Here is a 21,636-nt window from a genome sequence, read left to right as displayed (position 1 = left end):
GGCGTTGTAGATTAATTGCTTTTTTTAGTATTGTTTAAGCATGAGACATTTACAAAAAAGGCGCTAATAACTAGCGCCTTTAGAAGTAAACCTATCAGAAATTAGGCTTCGGTTTCATTTGTTGTTTCAGGCTCGCTAGGCAAGTCCGCAAAAACTTGTGTAGGTTTTGCTACCAAGTTACGGTTTTCCTGATTAACTTCTGAGAGAACTACTTCTAAAACGTCTCCCAGTTTGTATACCATTTCTTTATCGATAGATACAGTACCCATATCACCGTTGCACTCTATTCTTTCTTTATTATTAAGAATGAGAGAACCAGGGATAAATGCTGCAGCACCATTTTCAAGTAGACGTACACGCATACCAGCACGGTTAATGTCGAAGATCTCTGCTTGGAAACGAGTTTCTTCTGCTGGAGCATTTACTAGAGTGCGAGCATACAGCCAATCACCTACATTGCGCTCAGCCATACCGTGGTGACGGCGGTGCAGAGCAAGTTCATCACCAATGGTTTCGTCTGGTGTTTGAATCGGTGCTTTACCTAATATGTGTGCTTTAAGCATACGGTGGTTAATCATGTCACCGTATTTACGAATTGGAGAAGTCCACGTCGCGTAAATATCTAAGCCCATCGCGTAGTGTGGCGCAGGTTCATTGCTAATCTCGCTGTAAGCTTGGAACTTACGAATTCGGTTATCGTAGTAGCTGTTGTCTAAAGAGCCTAACCAACGGCGCAGAGTGGCAAAACCTTCTAGAGAAACGATCTGCTCTTCTGTAAACGGTGTTTCGGCTTCTGGGTTAACCAGCTCCAGAACGTCTGCTACTTTCTCAGCTTTAAAACCAGAGTGACAGTTAAAGACACCTTGGTTAAAGCTCTCTTTTAATACTCGACCTGCACAGATGTTCGCGCTGATCATCGACTCTTCAACCAACTTGTTTGCGCTACGACGCATGTCCGCGTGGATAGCGACAACATCGTTGTCTTCGCTTAGTTCAAAGCGGTAATCAGGGCGATCTGGGAACACAACCGCATTTGCAGAACGCCACGCTGAACGTGCTTGAGCAAATTGGTGAAGGTCAGAAACAATCGCAGCGATCTCTTCTGACGGTTGCCATTTCTCTGATGCACCTGTTTCTAGCCAGTCTGATACGTGGTCGTAAGCAAGACGAGCGTGAGATTTGATGTTTGCAGCGAAGAAGTTAATGTCATCACCGATAACACCATCTTTAGATACCGTTACTGTGCAGCAAAGTGCCGGGCGAACTTCGTTCTCTATGAGTGAACATAAGTTGTCAGCTAGATCGCGAGGTAACATTGGGATGTTACGACCAGGCAGGTAAATAGTGAAACCACGCTCGCGAGCCACTTTATCCATTGCATCATCTGGAGAGATGTAAGCGGTAGGATCAGCAATTGCGATAGTCAGTTCAAAATCACCGTTCTCTTTCTTCTTTGCGTAAAGCGCATCGTCCATATCTTTTGTGCTTTCGCCATCGATAGTCACAAAAGGGACGTGAGTCATGTCGATACGTTCAAGATCTGCGTCGTCTTTGATCTGCCAGTCGTCGATGCCTTCAGGTTCGCTGTTTGGTAGGTCATTTTGCGCTAGCGTTACCCACCAAGGCGCGATTTTGTCGTCAGCGTCTGTGATTTTCTCAGAGATCTGAGCTAAGAAGCCGTTGTCACCTTTTAACGGGTGTTGAACGATATGAGCAACAACCCAGTCGCCTTCTTTAAGCGTTTCAGGGTTCAAACCCTTCTTTGCTTTCGCTTTAAGCTGCAGTTTTTTCAGTTGCGGGTGATCTGGAACAACGTTCAATCGGCCTTTGAAAAGCTTAACTCGTGCAATAAAACGAGTTAGACCCTGTTCAATCAACTCCTCTGGCTCTGCAACTTCGCGCTCTTTCTCAGTGCGAATGATGGCAATCACCTTGTCACCGTGCACACATTTTTTCATGTACGGCGGTGGGATGAAGAAGCTAGTTTTGCTATCGACTTCGAGAAAACCAAACCCTTTTTCAGTGGCTTTGATTGTACCTTCCTTTTTAGGGAGGGTTTCTTGGATTTGCTGTTTGAGTTGAGCGAGTAGAGGATTATCTTGAAACATTTGACTTTTATCTATCGAGGACAATTGAGCACACTATAATCATTGCGAGGCTTGATTACTACTTAAAGGCGAAGTGAGCGTAAATTAATTGCCCTCTTATTTAAGTAGGTCAATTTGCTAGAAGTTTGGTGCTGTGACGAGATATTCATCAAGTTTTGACGATATGATAGCCAGTGTTGATGTAAAACCGAAAAATATGTGATGTATTTCAATTTTTTCTGGCTTTTTTTATGCATTTAAGGAATAATCCGCCTCCCTTAGACGTCCCTAATGGCTTGAAGTGTTTTATTACTGCTTCGTAACTCTGAATGGAATCAGTATCTGATTGGATCAGTATTGGAATTGATAGAGCTCCCGGGACCTTTTGTTTACTTATATTTAGTGGGATCCCAATGTCCGAATCTGTAATTCAATTTAATGAATTAGCCCTAAACGAAAACATTCTTTCAGCTCTTGATAGCATGGGTTTCGTTTCTCCGACTCCAATCCAAGCAGCAGCTATTCCTCTTCTTCTTGAAGGCCGTGACGCACTAGGTAAAGCACAGACTGGTACTGGTAAAACAGCAGCATTCTCTCTGCCTTTACTTAACAAAATCAACCTGAACCAACATAAACCACAAGCAATCATCATGGCTCCTACTCGTGAGCTAGCGATTCAAGTTGCTGCGGAAATCAAAAACCTAGGCCGTGATATCAAAGGTCTTAAAGTTCTTGAAATCTACGGTGGCGCTTCAATTGTTGACCAAATGCGCGCTCTAAGCCGCGGTGCTCACATTGTTGTTGGTACTCCAGGTCGTGTTAAAGACTTACTAACTCGTGACCGTCTACACCTAGATGAAGCACATACATTTGTTCTTGATGAAGCAGATGAAATGCTAAAAATGGGCTTCGTAGATGACGTTACTTGGATCCTAGAGCAAGCTCCAGAATCTGCACAACGTGTACTTTTCTCTGCGACTATGCCTCCAATGGTTAAGACTATTGTTGACCGTTACCTACGTAACCCGGCTAAAGTTGACGTTGCTGGTACTAACCACACAGTTGACAAAGTAGCGCAGAACTACTGGGTTGTTAAAGGCGTAGAAAAAGACGAAGCAATGTCTCGTCTTCTTGAAACTGAAGAAACTGACGCGTCAATCGTATTCGTACGTACTCGTCAAGACACTGAGCGTCTAGCTGATTGGCTATCTGCACGTGGCTTCAAAGCTGCTGCACTGCACGGTGATATTCCTCAGTCTCTACGTGAGCGCACTGTTGATCACATCAAACAAGGTGTTATCGATATCCTAGTTGCAACTGACGTTGTAGCACGTGGTCTTGATGTTCCACGTATCACTCACGTATTTAACTACGACATCCCATTCGATGTTGAATCTTACATCCACCGTATTGGCCGTACTGGTCGTGCTGGACGTAAAGGTAAAGCGATCCTACTAGTTCGCACTAACCAAATCCGTATGCTTCGCACAATCGAGCGTGTAACTAAGTCTCAAATGGAAGAAATCCAACTTCCACAACGTGACGAAGTTGCTGCTGCACGTGTTGCTAAGCTTGGTGCTGAGCTTGAAACTGAGAAAGAGAGCAAAGCTCTAGAAAACTTCGCAGGTTTAATCTCTACACTACAAGAATCTCTAGAAGTTGATGCTGCTACTCTAGCTGCAATGCTTCTTAAGCGTCAGCAAGGTAAGAGCCCTCTATTCTACGTTGGCGAAGACCCAATGATCGCTGCTATTGAGCGTGATAAGAACCGTCGCAAAGAGCGTCGTGAAGACCGTGACAATGGTCGTGGCGATCGTAACTTCAATACGCAAGATTGGGATACGTACCAACTACAAGTTGGCCGTGAGCAAGGCGTTCAGGTTAAAGACATCGTTGGCGCACTAGCAAACGAACTTGGCCTAACTAAAGGTTCTATCGGTGCTATCAAGCTAGACCAAGGTTCTACTTACGTTCAACTGCCAAAAGCAATGAACTCTGAAACTGCTGGTAAGCTAAGCAAACTTCGTATTCGTCAAAAAGAAGCTGGCGCTGTAGTTGTTGATTTCAACGACTTCCGTGAGCCTCGTCGTGGCGGCGGTCGTGATGGCGGTCGTGATGGCGGTCGTGGCGGTCGTGATGGCGGCGGCTACCGTGGTAACCGTGAAGGCGGTAATCGCGAAGGCGGCAATGGCGGTCGTGGTGGCTACCGTGGCAACCGTGACGGCGCACGTGATGGTAACTCAGCTGGCGGCCGTGATGGCGAGCGTCGTTTCGACCGTAACCGTGGTGGCGATCACCGTGGTAACCACCGTGGCGAACGTGGCCATGGCAACGCAGCAGGCAATGGCGGCAACCGCGGTCGTCGTCCAGAGCGCAACGAAGGTTAATCAACCTTTAGTTTTAAGTGAAACTTACAAGCCAAGTGCTTATAGGTGAATAGCTTAAATAGCGAATTTAAAAGCCGAGCTTAGTGCTCGGCTTTTTTGTGCCTGCTATTTGAACTTAAGCTTTGGTTAGTTCTATATATTCGGCAGCTTACTTCAACTAAACGTCGTCCCTATATCTAATGTTAGCGCCTAAACTTAGCTGTATCGCGTTCTAATTCTATATTGAAATAACGTGCTACAAGATACTAAAACAATGAGTGAAGGCCATCTAAGCGACGTTACAGTTCATTTATTCGTAGAGTTGTACTCGAATGCAATTAAAAGAAGATCGGATTTCGTCGTTCACTATTCCCAACTCTTGTGATCTTTTTGATGCAAACATTGAGCAATTGAGCAATTGAGAAATCGAGCAAAAAGTTATCGGCAATGATAAGCAGAGAAAAGGGAAGGGGGCTAGGCGGATTACGTGCATTGGTTCGATTCACTCTAGTTAACTTAATCGAGTAGAAATTAGGGCGTGTTGATCTTTCGAGCTGGTTTTTGCAGCGAGTTGCTGGGTATTTATACAAGGCAGAGGCTTTGATGTGTAGCTAGCCTACATGAGAAGCCGATAACGTAGTAGAAATGACCAGCAAACGCTGCCCAAAGGGTTCAGCTAAAAGCGTTTTAATCTTTGTTGAGGGAGATTTGCTTAGAATGACTAGGCGACTTCCCCCTCGCCGCGATTAAAACACTTTTAGCTCGAACAAAATTTAACCGCGAAAGGTCAACACGCCCTAATTACACCCATAAAAAAACGCGAACATTGAAATTCAATATTCGCGCTTGTTCGAGTTCGATAGCAGGAAGTCGTCAATGAACGAGAACCCTCCTACGAAGCGATCTCGTTACATAATCTTTGCAAAGCTATGCTCAACGTTCTGTCTACCAAAGAGCTACTATTTCTGAGATGCAGGCTTAGAACGGCTTCTAGATGGTGAAGGTTTGTTACCTGTAGGCTTGTTACCTGCTGACTTGTTAGACGGTTTGCTCGAACCATTATTTCCACCGAAACCAGACTTTTTAGGTTTACCTGCACCACCTGGCTTGCCAGAACTATTCGTAGAAGGCTTATTACCGCGCTTATAGTTGCTGCCATTATTTCTTAAAGACTTATCATCACCAGCAGCTGCAGAGTTGCTGTCTGAAGCTTTGTTGCCTGAGTTAGGCTTACGCTTTGGAGCAGATCCATTACCTGCTACATGACGCTTGTTCTTGCCTGCTGGCTTATGGCCGCGAGCATTCTCACCAGAACGTTGGCCATCCGAGTGTTCGCGTGTCTTTTTCGGTTTCTTAGGCTTAATCGGACGCGAATCCAAGCGAGATTCTGGTAATTTGTTTACGGGTGCAAAACCTTCCAGTTCACGACGCTCCAGTACTTGTTGAATAAGGCGTTCAATACCGAATAGCTCACCCACTTCATCTGCACAAACCAATGAAATTGCTTTACCAACTTCACCAGCACGGCCAGTACGACCAATACGGTGAACGTAATCTTCTGATACGTTTGGAAGGTCGAAGTTAACCACTTGAGGAAGTTGTGGGATATCAATACCACGAGCAGCGATATCGGTCGCTACGAGTACTCGTACCTTACCGGTTTTAAAGTTCTCTAAGGCTTTAGTACGCGCGCCTTGGCTCTTGTTACCATGGATAGGAGCAGAAGTGATGTCTTGCTCTTCAAGGAAACGAGCAAGCTTGTTTGCACCGTGTTTTGTTTTGCTGAACACCAACACTTGTCGCCAATCATTATCTTTGATCAGCTTAGCTAGCATTGGCGCTTTTTTCTTTTTATCTACTGGATAAATACTTTGTTCAACAGTTGGTGCTGTTGAGTTTGCAGGGCTTACCGAGATCTCAACTGGGTTATTTACTAAGCCTTTAGCCAAGCTACGAATATCATCAGAGAACGTTGCAGAGAACAGTAAGTTTTGACGCTTCTTCGGTAGGAAAGCCAAGATCTTACGGATGTCGCGGATGAAACCCATGTCTAACATGCGATCAGCTTCATCTAATACTAGAATCTCTAGCTGATCAAAACGCACTGCATTTTGGTTGTATAGGTCAAGTAGACGACCCGGTGTTGCCACCAACACATCACTGCCTTTACGAAGTTTTTGCATCTGAGGGTTAATTTTCACGCCACCAAACACGACCGTAGAAGTAAGCGGTAAGTTAATACCGTATTTAACTACGCTGCCATTCACTTGCGCAGCAAGTTCACGGGTCGGTGTTAGCACTAGTGCACGAACTTGGTTCTGACGTACGCGAGGGCCTTTTGATAACATTTCAAGAATAGGTAGCGTGAAGCCAGCAGTTTTACCTGTACCTGTTTGAGCAGCGGCCATTACATCTTTGCCCGTTAGGACAGCTGGTACGGCTTTCTCTTGGATTGGTGATGGCTTATCGTAACCTTGTGCTTCAATAGCTTTAAGGATCGGTTCAGAAAGGCCAAGGGAGGTAAAACTCATAGATTATTTTCTCAGTTGAATAACATTTAGTATGAGCAACGCGCAGAAAGAAGTCGTTGCTACAGCTTTCGCTCATCAATAGGATTGATAAAGAGCAAAGCGCGGTATTCTGAGGCTTTTCCCCACATTCAGCAACTAAATTCTAATAACAGATCCAATCCAACCTATAAAATTTGTCGTTTCTGTTCGTACATTTTTTCATCAGCCGCTTTGAGTAGTGCATCGACATCACTGTAGTTATTGCTATGAATTACCCAACCAACGCTAATTCGAAGATAAATCGAGTGCGTATCATAAACAACAGGTGTGCTACATATCGCTCTTCGAAGTTTAGCTACAATCGACGATACATGTTGATCATCAATAATACGTGGTAACAAAACTAAGAACTCATCACCACCGATTCTCGCAACGATATCTGAACCACGTAACTCGCTCTTAATGCGATTAGCACACTCAATAAGCACCTGATCGCCAGCCGCATGCCCAAAAGTATCATTGATCGCTTTAAAGCCATCAAGATCGATATTTACCACAGCAAAGGTTCTTGCTCTCTGCTTTTGGGTGACTTTGAACGCCTGCTTTAGGCTGTACATAAAGTATCGACGATTAGGTAGCATGGTGAGTTCATCATGCATAGAGCGACTATCTGCAATTCGGTACAGGCGATAAATAGTAAAGAAGGCAAACGCCAGCACTAACATTATGGTGTAACCCACCAACCTTACTGCTTGAATTCGATACCACTGCACATCCATCAACACATGCTCATTACCAGAGAGAGCAAGGTACCAACCACCGTATGGAAAGCTCACCTGTTCAGTCACAAAAGCATTATCAAATACGTCCTGAGAGCCATAAAAGACCGCGCCATCTTTACCCGAACTGTTTGCACCGCGAATCGCGAGTTTATACTTGTTTTCGAGTATCCCAATTCCGACATCTTCAAACAGCTCATCTAAACTAATAACGGCACTGGATACACCCCAATAGTCTTCGTTAAAAGGCGGGTCTCGAAAGATCGGAGTTCGCGTAATGATAGCTTGGCCACCTTGAAACAGCTCAAAAGGACCAGCAATAAAGGTGTTGCCAAGATTACGGGCTATCTCAACAGACTCCCATTGGTCTGGATAATCACGATAATTAATACCGAGAATCTGCTCATTGCCTTCCATAGGGTAAACAAAGTTTAGAATGTCGTCTTTGGCTAGCCCAATAAGACGAATATGGAAACCATCTTTAATAATACTTTCAGCAATCTTGTCCCAATTTTTCACCTCACCATCAGGGTTTATGGTCACTAAGGTCGAAAAATTATTGAGGATATACATATCTGACACGATCGCGGCTTCGATTCGAGAACGAATGATCGATAGCTGCTTTTTTGCCTCAGAGTAGGATTCATCTTTCAGGTAGGATAACTCTTTAGAGTGAAAAAACTCGATAGCACTCATTACCACTAAAAAAAACAGTAAAGATAATAATTTGGCAGGCCATTGCTTGCTAGAACCACTTGGCATTCAGACCCCCTAAACCTTTTTGTTCTTAAATTTGCTCATATCAGACTAACTCTTTAAGTATGCCGTTAAGCTATTTAAATACATACACTTAGCCTAGTGCTCATTTCATTATTGAGTCATTCATCACTTAAAGTCCATTAGACACATTGATTACTGAACCAAATATCGAATCAATCTTATTAAAGATTACAATGTATTGACCAAAACCTTACATTGAAAGATTCATGAGTGTTATTTTATATTCACAATTAATCAGCTTGGTACCTTACGAACATGAAGCTAAAAACGCTAACTCTGTGCACATTGTTATCAATCTCAGTTGCGGTTGCGGTTCACGCACAAGCTACTTCAGATACGCTAACGGCTTTTGACACACAACAGACTGTTACTATACAAGAGCCTGTTAACATACAAGCAACAAGCGTACCAAGTATTCAATTACAAGCTGGTGTTCTCGACTCTCAAGAGCAATCTTTTAAACAATCCGCCGATCTGATTCGCACAACCTACGAAAGCCAACTTTACACTCTGCCTGCATTCAAAGAGGGTCACTATGGTTTGCGTATGTATCGACAAACATTAGACGACAAATATTCTGCCGCGGTATGGAGTGACATGGCACGTGTCGCAAGTAAGCTCAGCCGCTTGTCGAATGATGTTCACACCATGGAACAAATCGTACTGTACTCAGAAAAGCGTGTTGCTTCCTATGTTGGCGACAGCGATGAACGCAGTGTTCGACGCTACAACATCACCAAGCACATGCCAGAATATCTATATCTTGGTGTTGACCTTCTCGGCTCTATGGCGCGCGCCAATGAGTACGGTTTAGAACACAAGAACGATGTCAAACTGCGCGAGATTATTCGTCGTTATGACTTTTCACGATACGTGACCAATGAAGATATGGTGAAAGCGTGGGCAGCCCAACTCGCTAATCAAGTTTACTGGCTACGCCAATTGGGTGAACAAGATGTCGTTGATGAATTTGTCGATACCTTCAAAAAAGCCTACCCAGACGATAACGACAAGAAGCTTTCAAGCCAGCAATACGGCAATAAGATCTATGGTATGACACATGTGATCTTTGGAAATTCTGAGTATTACCAGCACCAAGTAAGCGAGCAAGAACACCAATGGATCTACGATTACTTCAGAGAAAACATCGATACTATCCTGTTACGAGCTAAAGAGGATGTGATTGCTGAGGTTGGGTTGACTTTCTTATTAGCCGGTCTAGAGAATGACCCGGTTGTAGAGAAAACTAGGCTCGCAATCCAGGCATCTATCGATAAGACAAAAGGTATGATCCCTTCAGTCACCGGTGATTTTGATCTCAAGTATGGAGAGCACCGCAACGTACTCGCTATCATGCTACTCGATTGGCAGCAAGTGAACGAAGCACCGACTTATGAAGGTAACCCAAAAGTATTTACTAACATCCCTTACGGACTGCTTGAAAATCAACCGCTGAAGCACTAGCAGTAATACTTAAGTTGATTTTAAAACCCCAAAAGCCGCAAATCTCTCAAGGTCTGCGGCTTTTTAACTCTTACCAAACAATCACTTCACTCAAGCTTAGTCTTATGTTCAGGGGCAGATTTTGTTCATCACTATCGTGAAATCCCCTTCTGCGTATCCTTCTACCAAGGAAACATCGTCACAGAGTGTTTTACAGAAACGATAGACACCTTGAGGGTGATAACTCATCAAGGTATTGCGTGAAGGATATTGGCTTGAATTGAGCAGATTAAAAATCACCGTCTGATTCGCTAGTCCAAACATACGAGTAATCATGTTAGTCAGATAATCCGAGTCGCGAGAGATGTAATTCAATGAGCCACTGGCGATAACTACATCGTGTACCTCAAGGCTCATTTGGCTCATATCACCCGACAAAAACCGACAACGATCTTCTGTATAGCTCTGCTTCGCCTTCTTTAAAAAGCCTGCGTGTTGGTCAACGCCGGTGTAAGATTGAATGCGATAGATGCTATCGAGCAGCTCAAACAGCTCGCCATAGCCACAACCTAAATCTAAAATACTCTTCTTTTCGAAGTCAGCCGAACGAGCAATCACTTCAAAGCGACATAATTGGCTCTCTTCGCTGGTCCACCCTAAAGCTTTAGCCTTATCGCCATTCGAGCGGTTAGCCTGCTTTCGATGATAGCGATACACTTTCCAACGATCGAGCCAGTGCATTCAAACAAATCTCACTTCAATGAACATAAGTACGCCTCAATAAACTTAGACGTCAGAATTTGAAGAAAAGAGTCCACCAATCTTATAACCGACCGCATAACAAACCACGGCGACAGTCACAAACACCAAAGCTGAAAAGACATAAGCCACCGATGCTGCGACGCCAGTGCCCCATACTACGCTAAACACCAAACCGAGATACGCTTCTTGCGGCCACTGATAGATAGGAAACTGAGTACCACCAGCAATAAGATAAACCATCGCAAACAAGCCAATGAAGGTAGCAATAAGACCGATGAGAACGCGCATGTTCATAGAGAGACCCTTGATAAATTTGAGCTTGGTTGCCGTATTCTTAGTCGGAACGGAATATTCTTATTCGGAACCGAGTGTTCTTAATAGAAACCGGATTTTCTTAATTGAAGCCGAATGCTATTAATCGCAACCTAATGATATTCAAGTATATCGGATAAAACAGGCTTGCTCTATTACTCTTCCGAGTGAGCCTTATACACCGCATAGTAATAAAAGTGGTGGTTCGAAATCTGAATCAACTTAACGAGCAGGCACAAAAAAGCGGACACCCTTCTCACGTTAAATCCGCAAGAAAGGTGCCCGCTTCAACTGAATTTAAGCGCTTGAACTGAATCTCGCTTAAAGCAGGATGAAGATACCCGCTAAACACGCACTCATTAGGTTTGCAAGCGTACCAGCAGCGACTGCTTTCAAGCCTAAGTTTGCCACTTCAGCACGACGCTCTGGTGCCATAACACCGATTGAACCTAGCTGAATTGCGATAGAGCCAATGTTAGCAAAACCACATAGAGCAAACGTCACGATGACTTGGCTGTGTTCAGATAGCAGAGCTTTGTTCTCAACGAAATCGATGAAAGCAACAAACTCGTTCATTACGATCTTCTGACCAATGTAAGAACCCGCCATCAATACTTCATCACTCGGGATACCGATCAGCCATGCTAGTGGTGAGAACAGGTAACCAAAGATAGCTTGCAGCGTAATACCGGCAAAACCGAACGTCTCACCTAAGCTTTCTAGGCCAGTGTTCACCATCGCAATCACACTCACGAATGCAATCAACATAGTACCGACAGCTACTGCGACTTTCATACCGTTCATCGCGCCGCTTGCCAGTGCATCGATCACGTTGCTTTGGTCAGCTTTATCGAGTTCGATATGGTCATAGTCACTTGGTGTACTGCGCTCTGGAACGATGATCTTCGCCATTAACAGACTACCCGGAGCTGCCATGAAGCTTGCGGCGATAAGGTATTTAAGTTCAACACCTAAACCAGCATAACCACCAAGCACACTGCCCGCTACCGACGCCATACCACCTGCCATTACAGCAAACAATTCCGAACGAGTCATAGACTTTAAAAACGGACGAATAAGAAGAGGAGACTCACCCTGAGAAAGGAAGATATTGCCTGTCGCTACCAAGGATTCAGCTTTACTGGTACCCAGCAGTTTTTGCACCGCCCCGCCCAAGATTTGAATCACTTTTTGCATGATGCCGAGGTAGTAAAGTGCAGAAATCAGAGCACTGAAGAAGATAATGATTGGAAGTACGCGTATCGCGAAAATGAAACCTTCAGTTGCAAGGTCGCCGAAAAGGAATGCGATACCAGCGTCTGCAAAACCAAGCAGGCTAGAAACGCCATTACTTAGGCTTGTTAGCGCCAATTGTCCCCAAGGGAAATATAACACCAAAGCCGCGAAGCCGATTTGAAGTAATAGTGCACGAGAGACTGTTTTCCAGTTAATCGAAGAACGACTTTCAGATAGCAGGTACGCACAAGCAATCAGTGCAAGAACACCGACAAAACCAAATAGAATATTCATAATGTGTCCTAGTAATCCTTAAAGAGTGAACATGAGCCAAACGAATGACATCAAAGGAATAGGACAAAGAACCGCAAGCAAAACGCTACGCGATGAAGGAGCTAACAGGGTTAGCGAATGTAACAACGAGTTGTTCATGTAAAAATCACCTTATACAAGCAGTGGAACGTAGCTGGTCCGGTCCGTGGGGTCATTCACATATCCATGTGACGGCTTGTATTGGCTAAGCACCGGCTTAAAACCGGAAAAGAAGTATAAACAGTTAAGTGAGACTTTCATCACATTTTTCAACGCAAACGATCGCGCGGTCAAGGATTAAACAAAACGCAGTGTTTATCGTCATTTTTAACTTATCAGTCAAAAAGAACGTCGAGGCAGGAAGTTTAAAATAAAAAGCCACAAAGTGTGGCTTTCTAAAGGATATTATCGAAATGGGCAAAATTAATTAAGCAATGCACTTTTCACTTCAACGTCTTGGAAGATCTCTTCGAAACGTTGTTTATAGATAAGCTGCATTTCATTAATGATCACACCACCATCTGGCACATCGTTCTCGCCTTGGAAGTTTTTGCTCAGCAGTTTCTTACCTACTTCGTCGTAAATAATCACATTTACGTTGTACCAAGAGTTATCCGTAAACGCATGGAAATCATATTTCCATTCATTCAAGACGAACATCATCGACTTATTGTCGAACGCTTTCATCTGCTCAGCGACTTTAGTGATGTCTTCGTTTGGTGTCGTCTCGACTGAGTCCACCGTCACTTGCTGCTTCTTTAAGCCCGCAACAAGTCTATCCGTCAAAAACTGAGACATCGGCTGTTGTGTCGCCGTGTTGTGTGAATAAGGAATACCGAGAGAACTACGAATAATGCCCTCAAACTTTGGCTCTTTATCTTGGTCTAAAACGTATGGGCGTTTATCAATCACTGCAATAGTCAGTGCTTTTTCTTGAGGTACGACACTCAATTGTGGCGCACTCTGTTCTGGAGTTAATACTGTTGCACAACCTGAAAGCCCTAGCGTGATTGTGGCAAGGAGCAAACTGACGAGTTTTGTCATTAGATTTACCTATCTTATTGTTTTGAAGATGGTGTTCTAACAAAAATTGTCTTACTCAGTAAACATTCATTAAATCAATAATTTATACAATTCTTATTTATATAAATTGGCTCACATATCAGGTTGGTTTTATTGAGTAATTACCCAATAAAACTTTAAGCAGCAGGCGTTGTAAATGAAGATCATGAAATGAATGTGATATGTTCAACCTATGTAGAGAGCTGCGTAACCTCTCGGTTAATTCTGTGTGATTATTACCACTTTTCTGTGTTCTCCCTCATTTACTATGACTTCAAGATTCATCTTAAGTTTAGATGCGTATATACTTTGTATTATCTCACCCATTCATTATCTATAAAACGAGACGAGCTGATTAGATATAACTGCCATTGAGACTAAGAGAGGAAACACGTGAAGAAAATGGAAGCTCCGCACGACATGAACAATGGAGCTAGATTCAAAACAAATAGACACGGCTATGTGACAGTAGTTGAGTATTATAATACCTATACTGTTATTGTTGCGTTTGAAAACACCGGAAATATCCGCGCTATCAGTGCAGCGAAATTACGTACAGGTCAGTTAACCGATCGCTCTGTCGCACCTGAATCAATTATGATTGGTGAAAAGGTTGAATCCGTTAAGCATGGCATATTAACGATTACCCAAGTTGAATCTGAAAATATTGTGGTTCTGACCAATATCAATAATGAAGAAATTAGAATGTTATTGCCTGCCGTACAGAAAATGAAAGATAAAACCGAAGAAATAGATGGTGAAAATGTTACCTCGCCAAAACCGACTTCTCTTAGCCAACTAACTAAAAGAAATAAAAAGACCAAAGACGTTAATAGCATGCTTAAGAAAATGCTTACCGACTACGGTCGATACGATTAATTCTCTATTTTCTTCAACAGACCCTCTATATATTTACATTCCAATAGACAAATACATTCCCCCCAACCTTTCTCAATAGATACGTTGCATATTCGTGTGAAAAGTTAAATTTGATCAAAGTCTCACTCTGGATTTTTACCACACACAAGCGAGACCTCCATCACAATCTCATTTTAGCTTTGTGATGGAGATCTTATTGAAATCTCAATATTTCCATTACTATGCTCCCACACAATAAGAGAACGCAGTTTCTCAACCCCTAAAATCCAATTGAGACAAATATTATGAAAAAGATTCTTGTAGTTTGCGGTAACGGCCTTGGTACTTCACTAATGATGGAAATGGCAGTGAAAGAAGTGGCTAAAAAAATCGGTTTCGAAGCGGAAGTTGATCACGAAGATCTGTCATCAGCTGCATCAAGCAACGCGGATATTTGGGTAGCAGCGACAGACGTTGCAAACCAACTGAAAGAAGGCGGAAAAGAGAACATAATCAGCCTTAAAAATATTTTTGACAAAGCATCAATCGAAGAACAACTAAAAACTTTCATGTAAGGTCAAAATTATGCAGAACTTTTTCGAATTCATGCTCGGCTTATTAAAAGAGCCAGCAATCATGGTAGGCTTAATTGCTTTCATTGGCCTTGTTGCACAGAAAGCTGATATTTCCACCATTCTAAAAGGCACAATTAAAACCGTAATGGGTTTCCTAATTTTAGGTTTTGGTGCTGGCGCTCTTGTTGGCGCACTAAATAACTTCTCAGTTGTATTTACTGAAGCATTCGGCGTAAGTGGTGTTATTCCAAATAACGAAGCAATTGTTGCATTAGCACAAGAAGCATTCGGTTATGAAATGGCTCTAATTATGTTCTTCGCATTCGTTGTGAATATTTTATTGGCTCGTATTACTCCTTTAAAATATATTTTCTTAACGGGTCACCACACAATGTTCATGTCTATGCTAGTAGCGGTAATTCTGTCTACAGCAAACATTGAAGGCACAGTTCTAGTCGCAATCGGCTCTATCATTGTGGGTACATTAATGGTTGTGATGCCAGCGCTAGGCCAAAAGTACACTGAAAAAGTGATGGGTACTGATCAACTGGCTATTGGTCACTTCTCGACACTGTCTTACATCGTGTCTGGCTTCATTGGTAGCAAATTCGGTGACACATCAAAATCAACAGAAGACATCCAAGTTCCCAAAAGCTTAATGTTCCTGCGTGATACGCCAGTAGCCGTAGCAACAACAATGGCTATCTTCTTCATGCTTGCGTCTATTATTGCGGGCGGCGAGTTTGTAGAAACAGTATCAAGCGGTCAAAACTGGGTTGTATTTACCTTCATGCAATCTCTAATCTTTGCTGGTGGCGTTTACATCGTATTGCAAGGTGTGAAGATGCTAATTGCTGAAATCGTTCCTGCATTTAAAGGTATCTCTGACAAACTAGTACCAGGTGCAAAACCTGCTCTAGACTGCCCTATGGTATTCCCAGTAGCACCAAACGCGGTACTAATCGGTTTCCTTTGTTCTTTCGCGGCTGGTCTACTAGCAATGGCAGTTCAAGGTGCACTTGGTTGGACAATCATTGTAGCGGGTGTGGTTCCACACTTCTTCGTAGGTGGTGCGGCAGGTGTTTACGGTAACGCGACTGGCGGTCTACGTGGTGCAATTCTAGGTTCATTCACGCAAGGTCTGTGTATCTCTTTCCTACCAATGCTACTACTTCCAGTACTAGGTGGTCTTGGGCTTGAAGCGACAACATTTGCTGACTTCGACTTCGGTGTTGTTGGTCTGATTCTAGGATGGATTGTTTCATGAGCCTATTCGATTTAATCGGTAACCAAGGCGTTATCATCAACTCTGAAGAGAACCTAACGGTTGATGCTGCGATTGATTTAACCTGTTCAACACTGTTAGCAAGCAAGAAAATTGAAGCAAGCTATGTTGAAGCTATCAAGCAAAAGCACAAAGACATCGGCGCGTACTATGTTCTAGCACCAAAGATTGCGATGCCTCATGCTCGTCCTGAAGATGGTGTGAACGAAGCATCACTGCAGGTGACAGTATTCAAAAAGGGTGTTGATTTAGAGTCGGAAGACAACGGTGACGTTTACCTTTCAATCACTCTGGCAGCGATGGACTCAGATAGCCATATCCATACTATTATGGCGCTATCAGAGTTGTTCCAAAATGATGATGACATTGATGCCATTATCGCAGCGGAAACAGAGCAAGAGATCATCGAGATCTTAAAGCGATACTAGTTACGCTAAAAACTGTTACTCCCGAGAAAAACTATCAGACCGAGCCCTGCTCGGTCTTTTTTTTTACACGTTTCAAATGACGATGCACCAGATTGACAAAGAGACGCCCGCCGAAGAGCTTTTCAACTCAGAGCTTACCAATTAAGAGCTTACTACTTAAGAGCTTACTACTTAAGAGCTTTTCAACTGGGAGCTTCTCAACTAAAAGCATCTCAACTCAATAGTCGACAGACAAGAGCCCCTGGCTCCCTTAATGCATCCACGTTATAGCTAAGTACACGTCCGGCAGACAGCGCATGATAACGACGACATTCGTTACCAAAAGCGTCATATTGAATCGCCAAAAGATCATCTTGCTCTACGCTTTGTAAAAGCTCGACCTGAGGCAACACAAAGCCACCAATATCAGCGCGGATAGACACCACATTATTGCCCTCTATCCAATCTATACTCGGCAGTGGCTTTTTGTCTCTTAAACCTTCAGCATCAAGCATCTCGTAGTAAGAAAGAATATTAAAAACACCATCTACGGCTCGTTGAATCATGTCAGGTTGAGTAAATTTCCCCATCCCGACTTCCACTGTAATGCTCGGAATTCCACTTCGATTCCAGACCGTTTCAAGAATACCCGGATCGCCGGGATCATTAAGAACACAATCGGGCTGCATTAACCTCGCCATCTCCAAACATTGCTCTACTCGGTAATCAGCAAACACATAAAGTGGATACACGGCACCACGAGTTTGGGTATGCAGATCAACAGCAAATGTCGCGTTGTGTTTGAGTAAGCGATCCCACAGAGATGCGACGAATCGCTCCGCGGCTAAGCCGTGTGCATCCCCCGGAAAGAGTCGATTAAGGTTGGCAGGGCAAGAGCCCGGATCCGAAGAGATAAAATCGCGGCTGTGGTTAAGCAAGCCAGACAAATTCACAGTTGGTACAACTGTCACCGTGCCTTTTAATGTGTTGCCTACTAAATCTCGGATAATTTGCTGAGCAGCCAACACACCGTTTAGCTCATCACCATGAATCCCGGCAGTGATCAGCAACTTCGGGCCGTCTTGACTGCCTTTGAAAACAGAAACCGGCATGTTTTTAGGTTGCCCTAACCCATCACTGGTTACTTGAAACCAAAACTGATGCTCTCCAATCGGTAAGTCTTCAACATTTAAGGCGCCAATAACCTGCCTACCTTGTAAAACATCGCCTAAGTACTCTGTTTTCATCCAACGTCTCCATCTTGTTGAGCAAAATTTATTCTTTTCTAAGTTTTGGCATCATAGAGGATATCTTAATCAGTACAAACAGTTAATAAGATGAAGAAGCTCTAACCTCACCATAAGGTTCACCCATATCATTATCACCTCGCCCAAATAGAAACTTGAAAAAGTAACCGAATAAGGAAATACGAGTGGTATATCCATTCACAAACCACTCAATTTCCTGAAATAAAAGTGCAATAAAATCAACACTTAAAAAGTTCCCTATTCACGAAAATGTAATTTTACAGAAATGAAAGCTTAATTTAGCTGCTCTAGATTAGTTTCATATCGAAACGGAGAGCGCATTGCTCACGGATTTTAAAATACAAGGTAAGTGATTATGAAAAAGGCAGTTCTAGCTTCTGCAGTGGTAGCGGCACTAGTTTCAGGTTCATCGTTAGCAGCAACGGTTTACAGCTCTGATGGTACAGAACTTAAAATTGGCGGTCGTGCAGAATTCCGTGGTGATTTCATTGGTTCTGGTGGTGCTGAAGTTGAAGGTTCAATGAAAGATAAAACTCGTTTCCGTTTAAACCTTGGTGGTAAAACAGAACTTACAGATACTGCAACGGCATTCGGTTTCTACGAAGCAGAGCAAGACACAGGTTCTGATAAGTTTGAAAACCGTTACATGTACGCAGGTGTTGATTTTGACGGCCAAGCCGTTTCTGTCGGTCGCCAAGATATGGCTTCAGTTATCGTATCTGACTTTACAGATATCACTGAGTTTTCTGGTGTGCAGCAAGCATTCGGTGCAGCTTCTGATAAAGAAGATGGTGTATTTGCATACCGTGGCGGCTTTGATGCCCTGCAACTAGAAGCCACTTACCAAACCAACAGCAAAAAAGACTCTGACGGCTACGGCATTTCTGGTGTTTACTCACTGCCAATGGGCTTAGATCTTGGCCTAGCCTACTCAGGTGAAGACCTAGGGGAAAATAAAGGTAGCGCAGACCAAATCCTTGCCGGCCTAGCGTATTCTCTAGACAACCTGTACTTAGCTGCAACTTATTCAACAGGCGACCTAGATGATAAAGCGACAGGTACCGATGCTAAGTCATTCACTGCTATGGAATTTGCAGCGCAATACAAATTCACCAAGCAAGTATCTGCTGCAGTCGTATATACTTACCAAGAAGATGAAATCAACAGCGGAGCAAAAGTAGACGCTGTCGACGGTATTGAATTAGCTGGTTACTACAAACTAAACAGCAATTTCCGCACATACCTTTCTTACTACGTTAACGGTTTAGACGAAGTTAAAAATGCAAAAGGTATCGTGACAGCTGGTGAAGACACACTTCGCCTAGGTGTCCGCTACGATTTCTAATCTAAATCGACTTTAGATAGAGACTAGAAAGGTTGGGCGGTTGCTCAACCTTTTTCATATTCAAATATTCTGACCAACTTCATCAATGCTTTTTCTGGTTAAGTGGTGCTAAATCCGTATCATAGGTGAACCACATCAAATAATTAGAAGCATCATGTCACAACACCATCCGATCCAAGGCGCTAGCTGGATGCTAACCGCAGGCCTAGCCTTTGCCGTTATTAATAGCCTAACTCAAGTCGCTAGCATTCATTTCGGACTTACTTCTACCACCGTTGCCGTCATTCAATACGCCATCGCGTTGTTCGCTATTCTTCCTTATCTGAAAACGCTGGGCATTCGCCGCGCGCTAAAAACCGACAACCTAAAGTTGCACGTATTCCGTGTCTTCTTGTCTGTTATTGGTATTCAACTTTGGATATGGGCATTGGCTTACCCAGTACCTATTTGGCAAGGCATTGCCCTTCTCATGACGTCGCCATTGTTTGCAACCATAGGCTCAGGACTTTTCCTCAAAGAGAAAGTTGGGGCAGCTCGCTGGGGCGCGACCTTAGCCGGCTTCGCTGGTGCTATGGTGATTCTAGAGCCGTGGGCAGAAGACTTTAACTGGGCAACACTGCTACCGGTTGGCGCAGCTTTCTTCTGGGCATGCTACTCACTCATGGTGAAAAAACTCTCTTCGCAAGACAGTCCTTCAACCATGGTGGTGTACTTGCTGCTATTAATCACACCATTTAACATCCTGCTTGCCGCGCCAGATTGGCAGACTCCAAGCGGCGGTACAATTTGGGCTATCTTGATTGTTATCGGTGTTATGACGGCACTCGCTCAATGGGCAATTGTAAAAGCCTATTCTGTTGCTGATGCTTCGTTTGTGCAACCTTTTGACCACGCAAAATTACCGTTAAATGTTCTAGCGGGTTGGATTGTATTTAGTTGGGTTCCACCGGGTCGTTTATGGCTAGGGGCTGCTATTATTATTGCGTCAGTTGCATTTATTACCCATTGGGAAACGAAAAAACCGGCGAAAATAAAGAAAGTTTAGGATCGATGAAATAAATAGTTCGACTGTCCGTTCTATATGGATAAGCGAATTCAAACGAGGCCGTAAGCATGAAGAAACCAGTCAAGATTACACTATACCGTTGGGCAGGCAGCTGGGGTCCATTTAAAGTTAACATCCCATGTGGAGAATGCACCCTTACCAAAGACATTCTTAAGGATACTTTTGAGAATGAGTTATCAGATGTCGATGTTGAACTGGAAGTGAAAGATTGGTTATCTCACTGGTGGGAGCCGCTAAAACTGGGTTCTTGGCATGCTCCTATTCTTGTTGTTGAAGGCAAGGTAGTCAGCCAAGGTGAAGCGCTTAATCGCGGTGTTTTGGTTCAATCTGTGATTAAAGAGTGGACTAAACGAGACAGCCTAAAAGGCAACATTGTTTACGGAAAAGCGACCTGCCCATTCTGCGTTAAGGCCAAGAAAATGCTTGATGAAGCGGGTGTTGAATACCAATACCACGATGTCGTAAAAGACAGCGCAGCTTTGTATCGTATGATTCCAGAGGTCAAAGCGCACATTGGTGAGAAAACACCAGTAACAGTTCCTCAGATTTGGCTTGATGGTAAATACATTGGTGGAGCTGACAACTTAGAAGCGTGGATGAAAGAGAACGGTTTAGATACCATCCCGAATAATGTTGTCGACCTATCCAACCAATCGACAGGCTGAATTCAGTAACAGTCATTAGTCAGAAGCTTTATCAGTGTTTTTTGTGTCCATCCACAACAAAACGAGCGATGACCTTCATTAATCGCTAAAACGCAAAAGGCCTTAAACTGAACTAGCCCCAATAGTTGGACACCAGTAAGTTTAAGGCCTTTTTAAAATCCGTTTTTAAAAATGCTTATTTCGCCATTTTCTTCATCATTCGCTTAATGAATGATGCTTTTTTGGGCTTTGGCTTGCCATACAATGCTTCGTGCATCATGTTTTTTGCTACCATTTGACCAAGGTATGCGTGGCCTAGTTCGTAATTCATGCTTATCTCCGCACATAATCGATTTTCTTATGCGCGGATTCTACACTTAAAGCGCTCAAAAACAAGATCTAAATCACACTCTCAATGTAATCTCACCATTGAGTTACAATTAAAATTTTCATTTAAACATCCATAAAAAAAGCAGCTCAAGAGAGCTAACACTGATCATTTAAGCATTTTCCTGATCAGTTGAACGATCCTACAGATG

18 protein-coding genes are annotated in these 21,636 nt (G+C 43.3%); 9 read left to right on the top strand and 9 right to left on the bottom strand.

Annotation, left to right across the window (positions count from 1 at the left end; genetic code table 11):
- Positions 1-101 precede the first annotated feature (101 nt).
- Entirely contained in the window at positions 102-2,108 is a 2,007-nt protein-coding gene (gene rnb / locus AB6D80_RS14310) for an exoribonuclease II (protein ID WP_372188876.1), read from the bottom strand.
- A gap of 308 nt (positions 2,109-2,416) precedes the next feature.
- Here rnb and AB6D80_RS14305 point away from each other — a divergent pair, with 308 nt between their 5' ends.
- A complete protein-coding gene (locus tag AB6D80_RS14305; protein WP_372188875.1) occupies positions 2,417-4,474 on the top strand; it encodes a DEAD/DEAH box helicase in 2,058 nt (685 codons plus the stop codon).
- A 938-nt stretch (positions 4,475-5,412) separates the two neighbouring features.
- On the opposite strand, the gene AB6D80_RS14300 is transcribed toward AB6D80_RS14305, so the two are convergent.
- Both AB6D80_RS14300 and AB6D80_RS14295 read right to left on the bottom strand, forming a co-directional pair.
- On the bottom strand, positions 5,413-6,984 hold the full coding sequence (locus AB6D80_RS14300) for a DEAD/DEAH box helicase (protein WP_372188872.1): 1,572 nt from the start codon (positions 6,982-6,984) through the stop codon (positions 5,413-5,415).
- A gap of 164 nt (positions 6,985-7,148) precedes the next feature.
- Positions 7,149-8,504, bottom strand: coding sequence for a diguanylate cyclase (locus tag AB6D80_RS14295; protein WP_017097049.1), 1,356 nt, complete (start codon positions 8,502-8,504; stop codon positions 7,149-7,151).
- A 273-nt stretch (positions 8,505-8,777) separates the two neighbouring features.
- Between AB6D80_RS14295 and AB6D80_RS14290 the strand changes: the two genes are divergently transcribed.
- Positions 8,778-9,986: a DUF3541 domain-containing protein gene (locus AB6D80_RS14290; protein ID WP_372188869.1), complete on the top strand. Its 1,209-nt coding sequence runs from the start codon at positions 8,778-8,780 to the stop codon at positions 9,984-9,986.
- 108 nt (positions 9,987-10,094) lie between these two features.
- Here AB6D80_RS14290 and AB6D80_RS14285 read toward each other — a convergent pair whose 3' ends face one another.
- From AB6D80_RS14285 to AB6D80_RS14270, 4 genes are all read right to left on the bottom strand, one after another.
- Positions 10,095-10,706, bottom strand: a complete 612-nt coding sequence (locus AB6D80_RS14285) for a trans-aconitate 2-methyltransferase (protein WP_017100967.1) — start codon at positions 10,704-10,706, stop codon at positions 10,095-10,097.
- A gap of 45 nt (positions 10,707-10,751) precedes the next feature.
- On the bottom strand, positions 10,752-11,021 hold the full coding sequence (locus tag AB6D80_RS14280) for a hypothetical protein (RefSeq protein WP_012600286.1): 270 nt from the start codon (positions 11,019-11,021) through the stop codon (positions 10,752-10,754).
- A gap of 339 nt (positions 11,022-11,360) precedes the next feature.
- Complete coding sequence (locus AB6D80_RS14275) at positions 11,361-12,569, bottom strand: NupC/NupG family nucleoside CNT transporter (protein ID WP_009845705.1); 1,209 nt, start codon at positions 12,567-12,569, stop codon at positions 11,361-11,363.
- A 441-nt stretch (positions 12,570-13,010) separates the two neighbouring features.
- Entirely contained in the window at positions 13,011-13,631 is a 621-nt protein-coding gene (locus tag AB6D80_RS14270) for a hypothetical protein (RefSeq protein WP_017100968.1), read from the bottom strand.
- Positions 13,632-14,051: 420 nt separating this feature from the next.
- On the opposite strand from AB6D80_RS14270, the gene AB6D80_RS14265 reads away from it, so the two are divergent.
- The 4 genes from AB6D80_RS14265 to AB6D80_RS14250 all read left to right on the top strand — a co-directional run bounded on the left by AB6D80_RS14265 (position 14,052) and on the right by AB6D80_RS14250 (position 16,795).
- On the top strand, positions 14,052-14,528 hold the full coding sequence (locus tag AB6D80_RS14265) for a hypothetical protein (RefSeq protein ID WP_009845706.1): 477 nt from the start codon (positions 14,052-14,054) through the stop codon (positions 14,526-14,528).
- Positions 14,529-14,812: 284 nt separating this feature from the next.
- The gene (locus tag AB6D80_RS14260; protein WP_009845707.1) at positions 14,813-15,082 is read left to right on the top strand and encodes a PTS sugar transporter subunit IIB; all 270 of its coding nucleotides are present in this window, start codon (positions 14,813-14,815) and stop codon (positions 15,080-15,082) included.
- A gap of 10 nt (positions 15,083-15,092) precedes the next feature.
- Positions 15,093-16,349, top strand: a complete 1,257-nt coding sequence (locus AB6D80_RS14255; RefSeq protein ID WP_009845708.1) for a PTS ascorbate transporter subunit IIC — start codon at positions 15,093-15,095, stop codon at positions 16,347-16,349.
- Positions 16,346-16,795: a PTS sugar transporter subunit IIA gene (locus tag AB6D80_RS14250; protein WP_009845709.1), complete on the top strand. Its 450-nt coding sequence runs from the start codon at positions 16,346-16,348 to the stop codon at positions 16,793-16,795. The genes AB6D80_RS14255 and AB6D80_RS14250 overlap by 4 nt, the downstream gene beginning before the upstream one ends.
- A gap of 212 nt (positions 16,796-17,007) precedes the next feature.
- Here the strand turns inward: AB6D80_RS14250 and AB6D80_RS14245 are convergent, their stop codons facing one another.
- Complete coding sequence (locus AB6D80_RS14245) at positions 17,008-18,021, bottom strand: succinylglutamate desuccinylase/aspartoacylase family protein (protein WP_372188866.1); 1,014 nt, start codon at positions 18,019-18,021, stop codon at positions 17,008-17,010.
- A gap of 376 nt (positions 18,022-18,397) precedes the next feature.
- Here AB6D80_RS14245 and AB6D80_RS14240 point away from each other — a divergent pair, with 376 nt between their 5' ends.
- The 3 genes from AB6D80_RS14240 to AB6D80_RS14230 all read left to right on the top strand — a co-directional run bounded on the left by AB6D80_RS14240 (position 18,398) and on the right by AB6D80_RS14230 (position 21,118).
- Complete coding sequence (locus AB6D80_RS14240; RefSeq protein WP_029225491.1) at positions 18,398-19,387, top strand: porin; 990 nt, start codon at positions 18,398-18,400, stop codon at positions 19,385-19,387.
- Positions 19,388-19,541: 154 nt separating this feature from the next.
- Complete coding sequence (locus tag AB6D80_RS14235) at positions 19,542-20,432, top strand: DMT family transporter (protein WP_017097059.1); 891 nt, start codon at positions 19,542-19,544, stop codon at positions 20,430-20,432.
- A 68-nt stretch (positions 20,433-20,500) separates the two neighbouring features.
- Positions 20,501-21,118, top strand: coding sequence for a glutaredoxin domain-containing protein (locus AB6D80_RS14230; RefSeq protein WP_012600280.1), 618 nt, complete (start codon positions 20,501-20,503; stop codon positions 21,116-21,118).
- A gap of 175 nt (positions 21,119-21,293) precedes the next feature.
- On the opposite strand, the gene AB6D80_RS14225 is transcribed toward AB6D80_RS14230, so the two are convergent.
- Positions 21,294-21,428 (bottom strand): hypothetical protein, encoded by a 135-nt coding sequence (locus tag AB6D80_RS14225; RefSeq protein WP_012600279.1) that lies wholly within the window; start codon positions 21,426-21,428, stop codon positions 21,294-21,296.
- Between the last annotated feature and the right edge of the window lie 208 nt (positions 21,429-21,636).

Source organism: Vibrio sp. 10N.247.310.17, assembly GCF_041466605.1.
GTDB classification, from domain to species: Bacteria; Pseudomonadota; Gammaproteobacteria; order Enterobacterales; family Vibrionaceae; genus Vibrio; species Vibrio tasmaniensis_A.
Note: the sequence above shows the minus strand (reverse complement) of the source record. Positions and strands in the feature narration are given on the sequence as shown.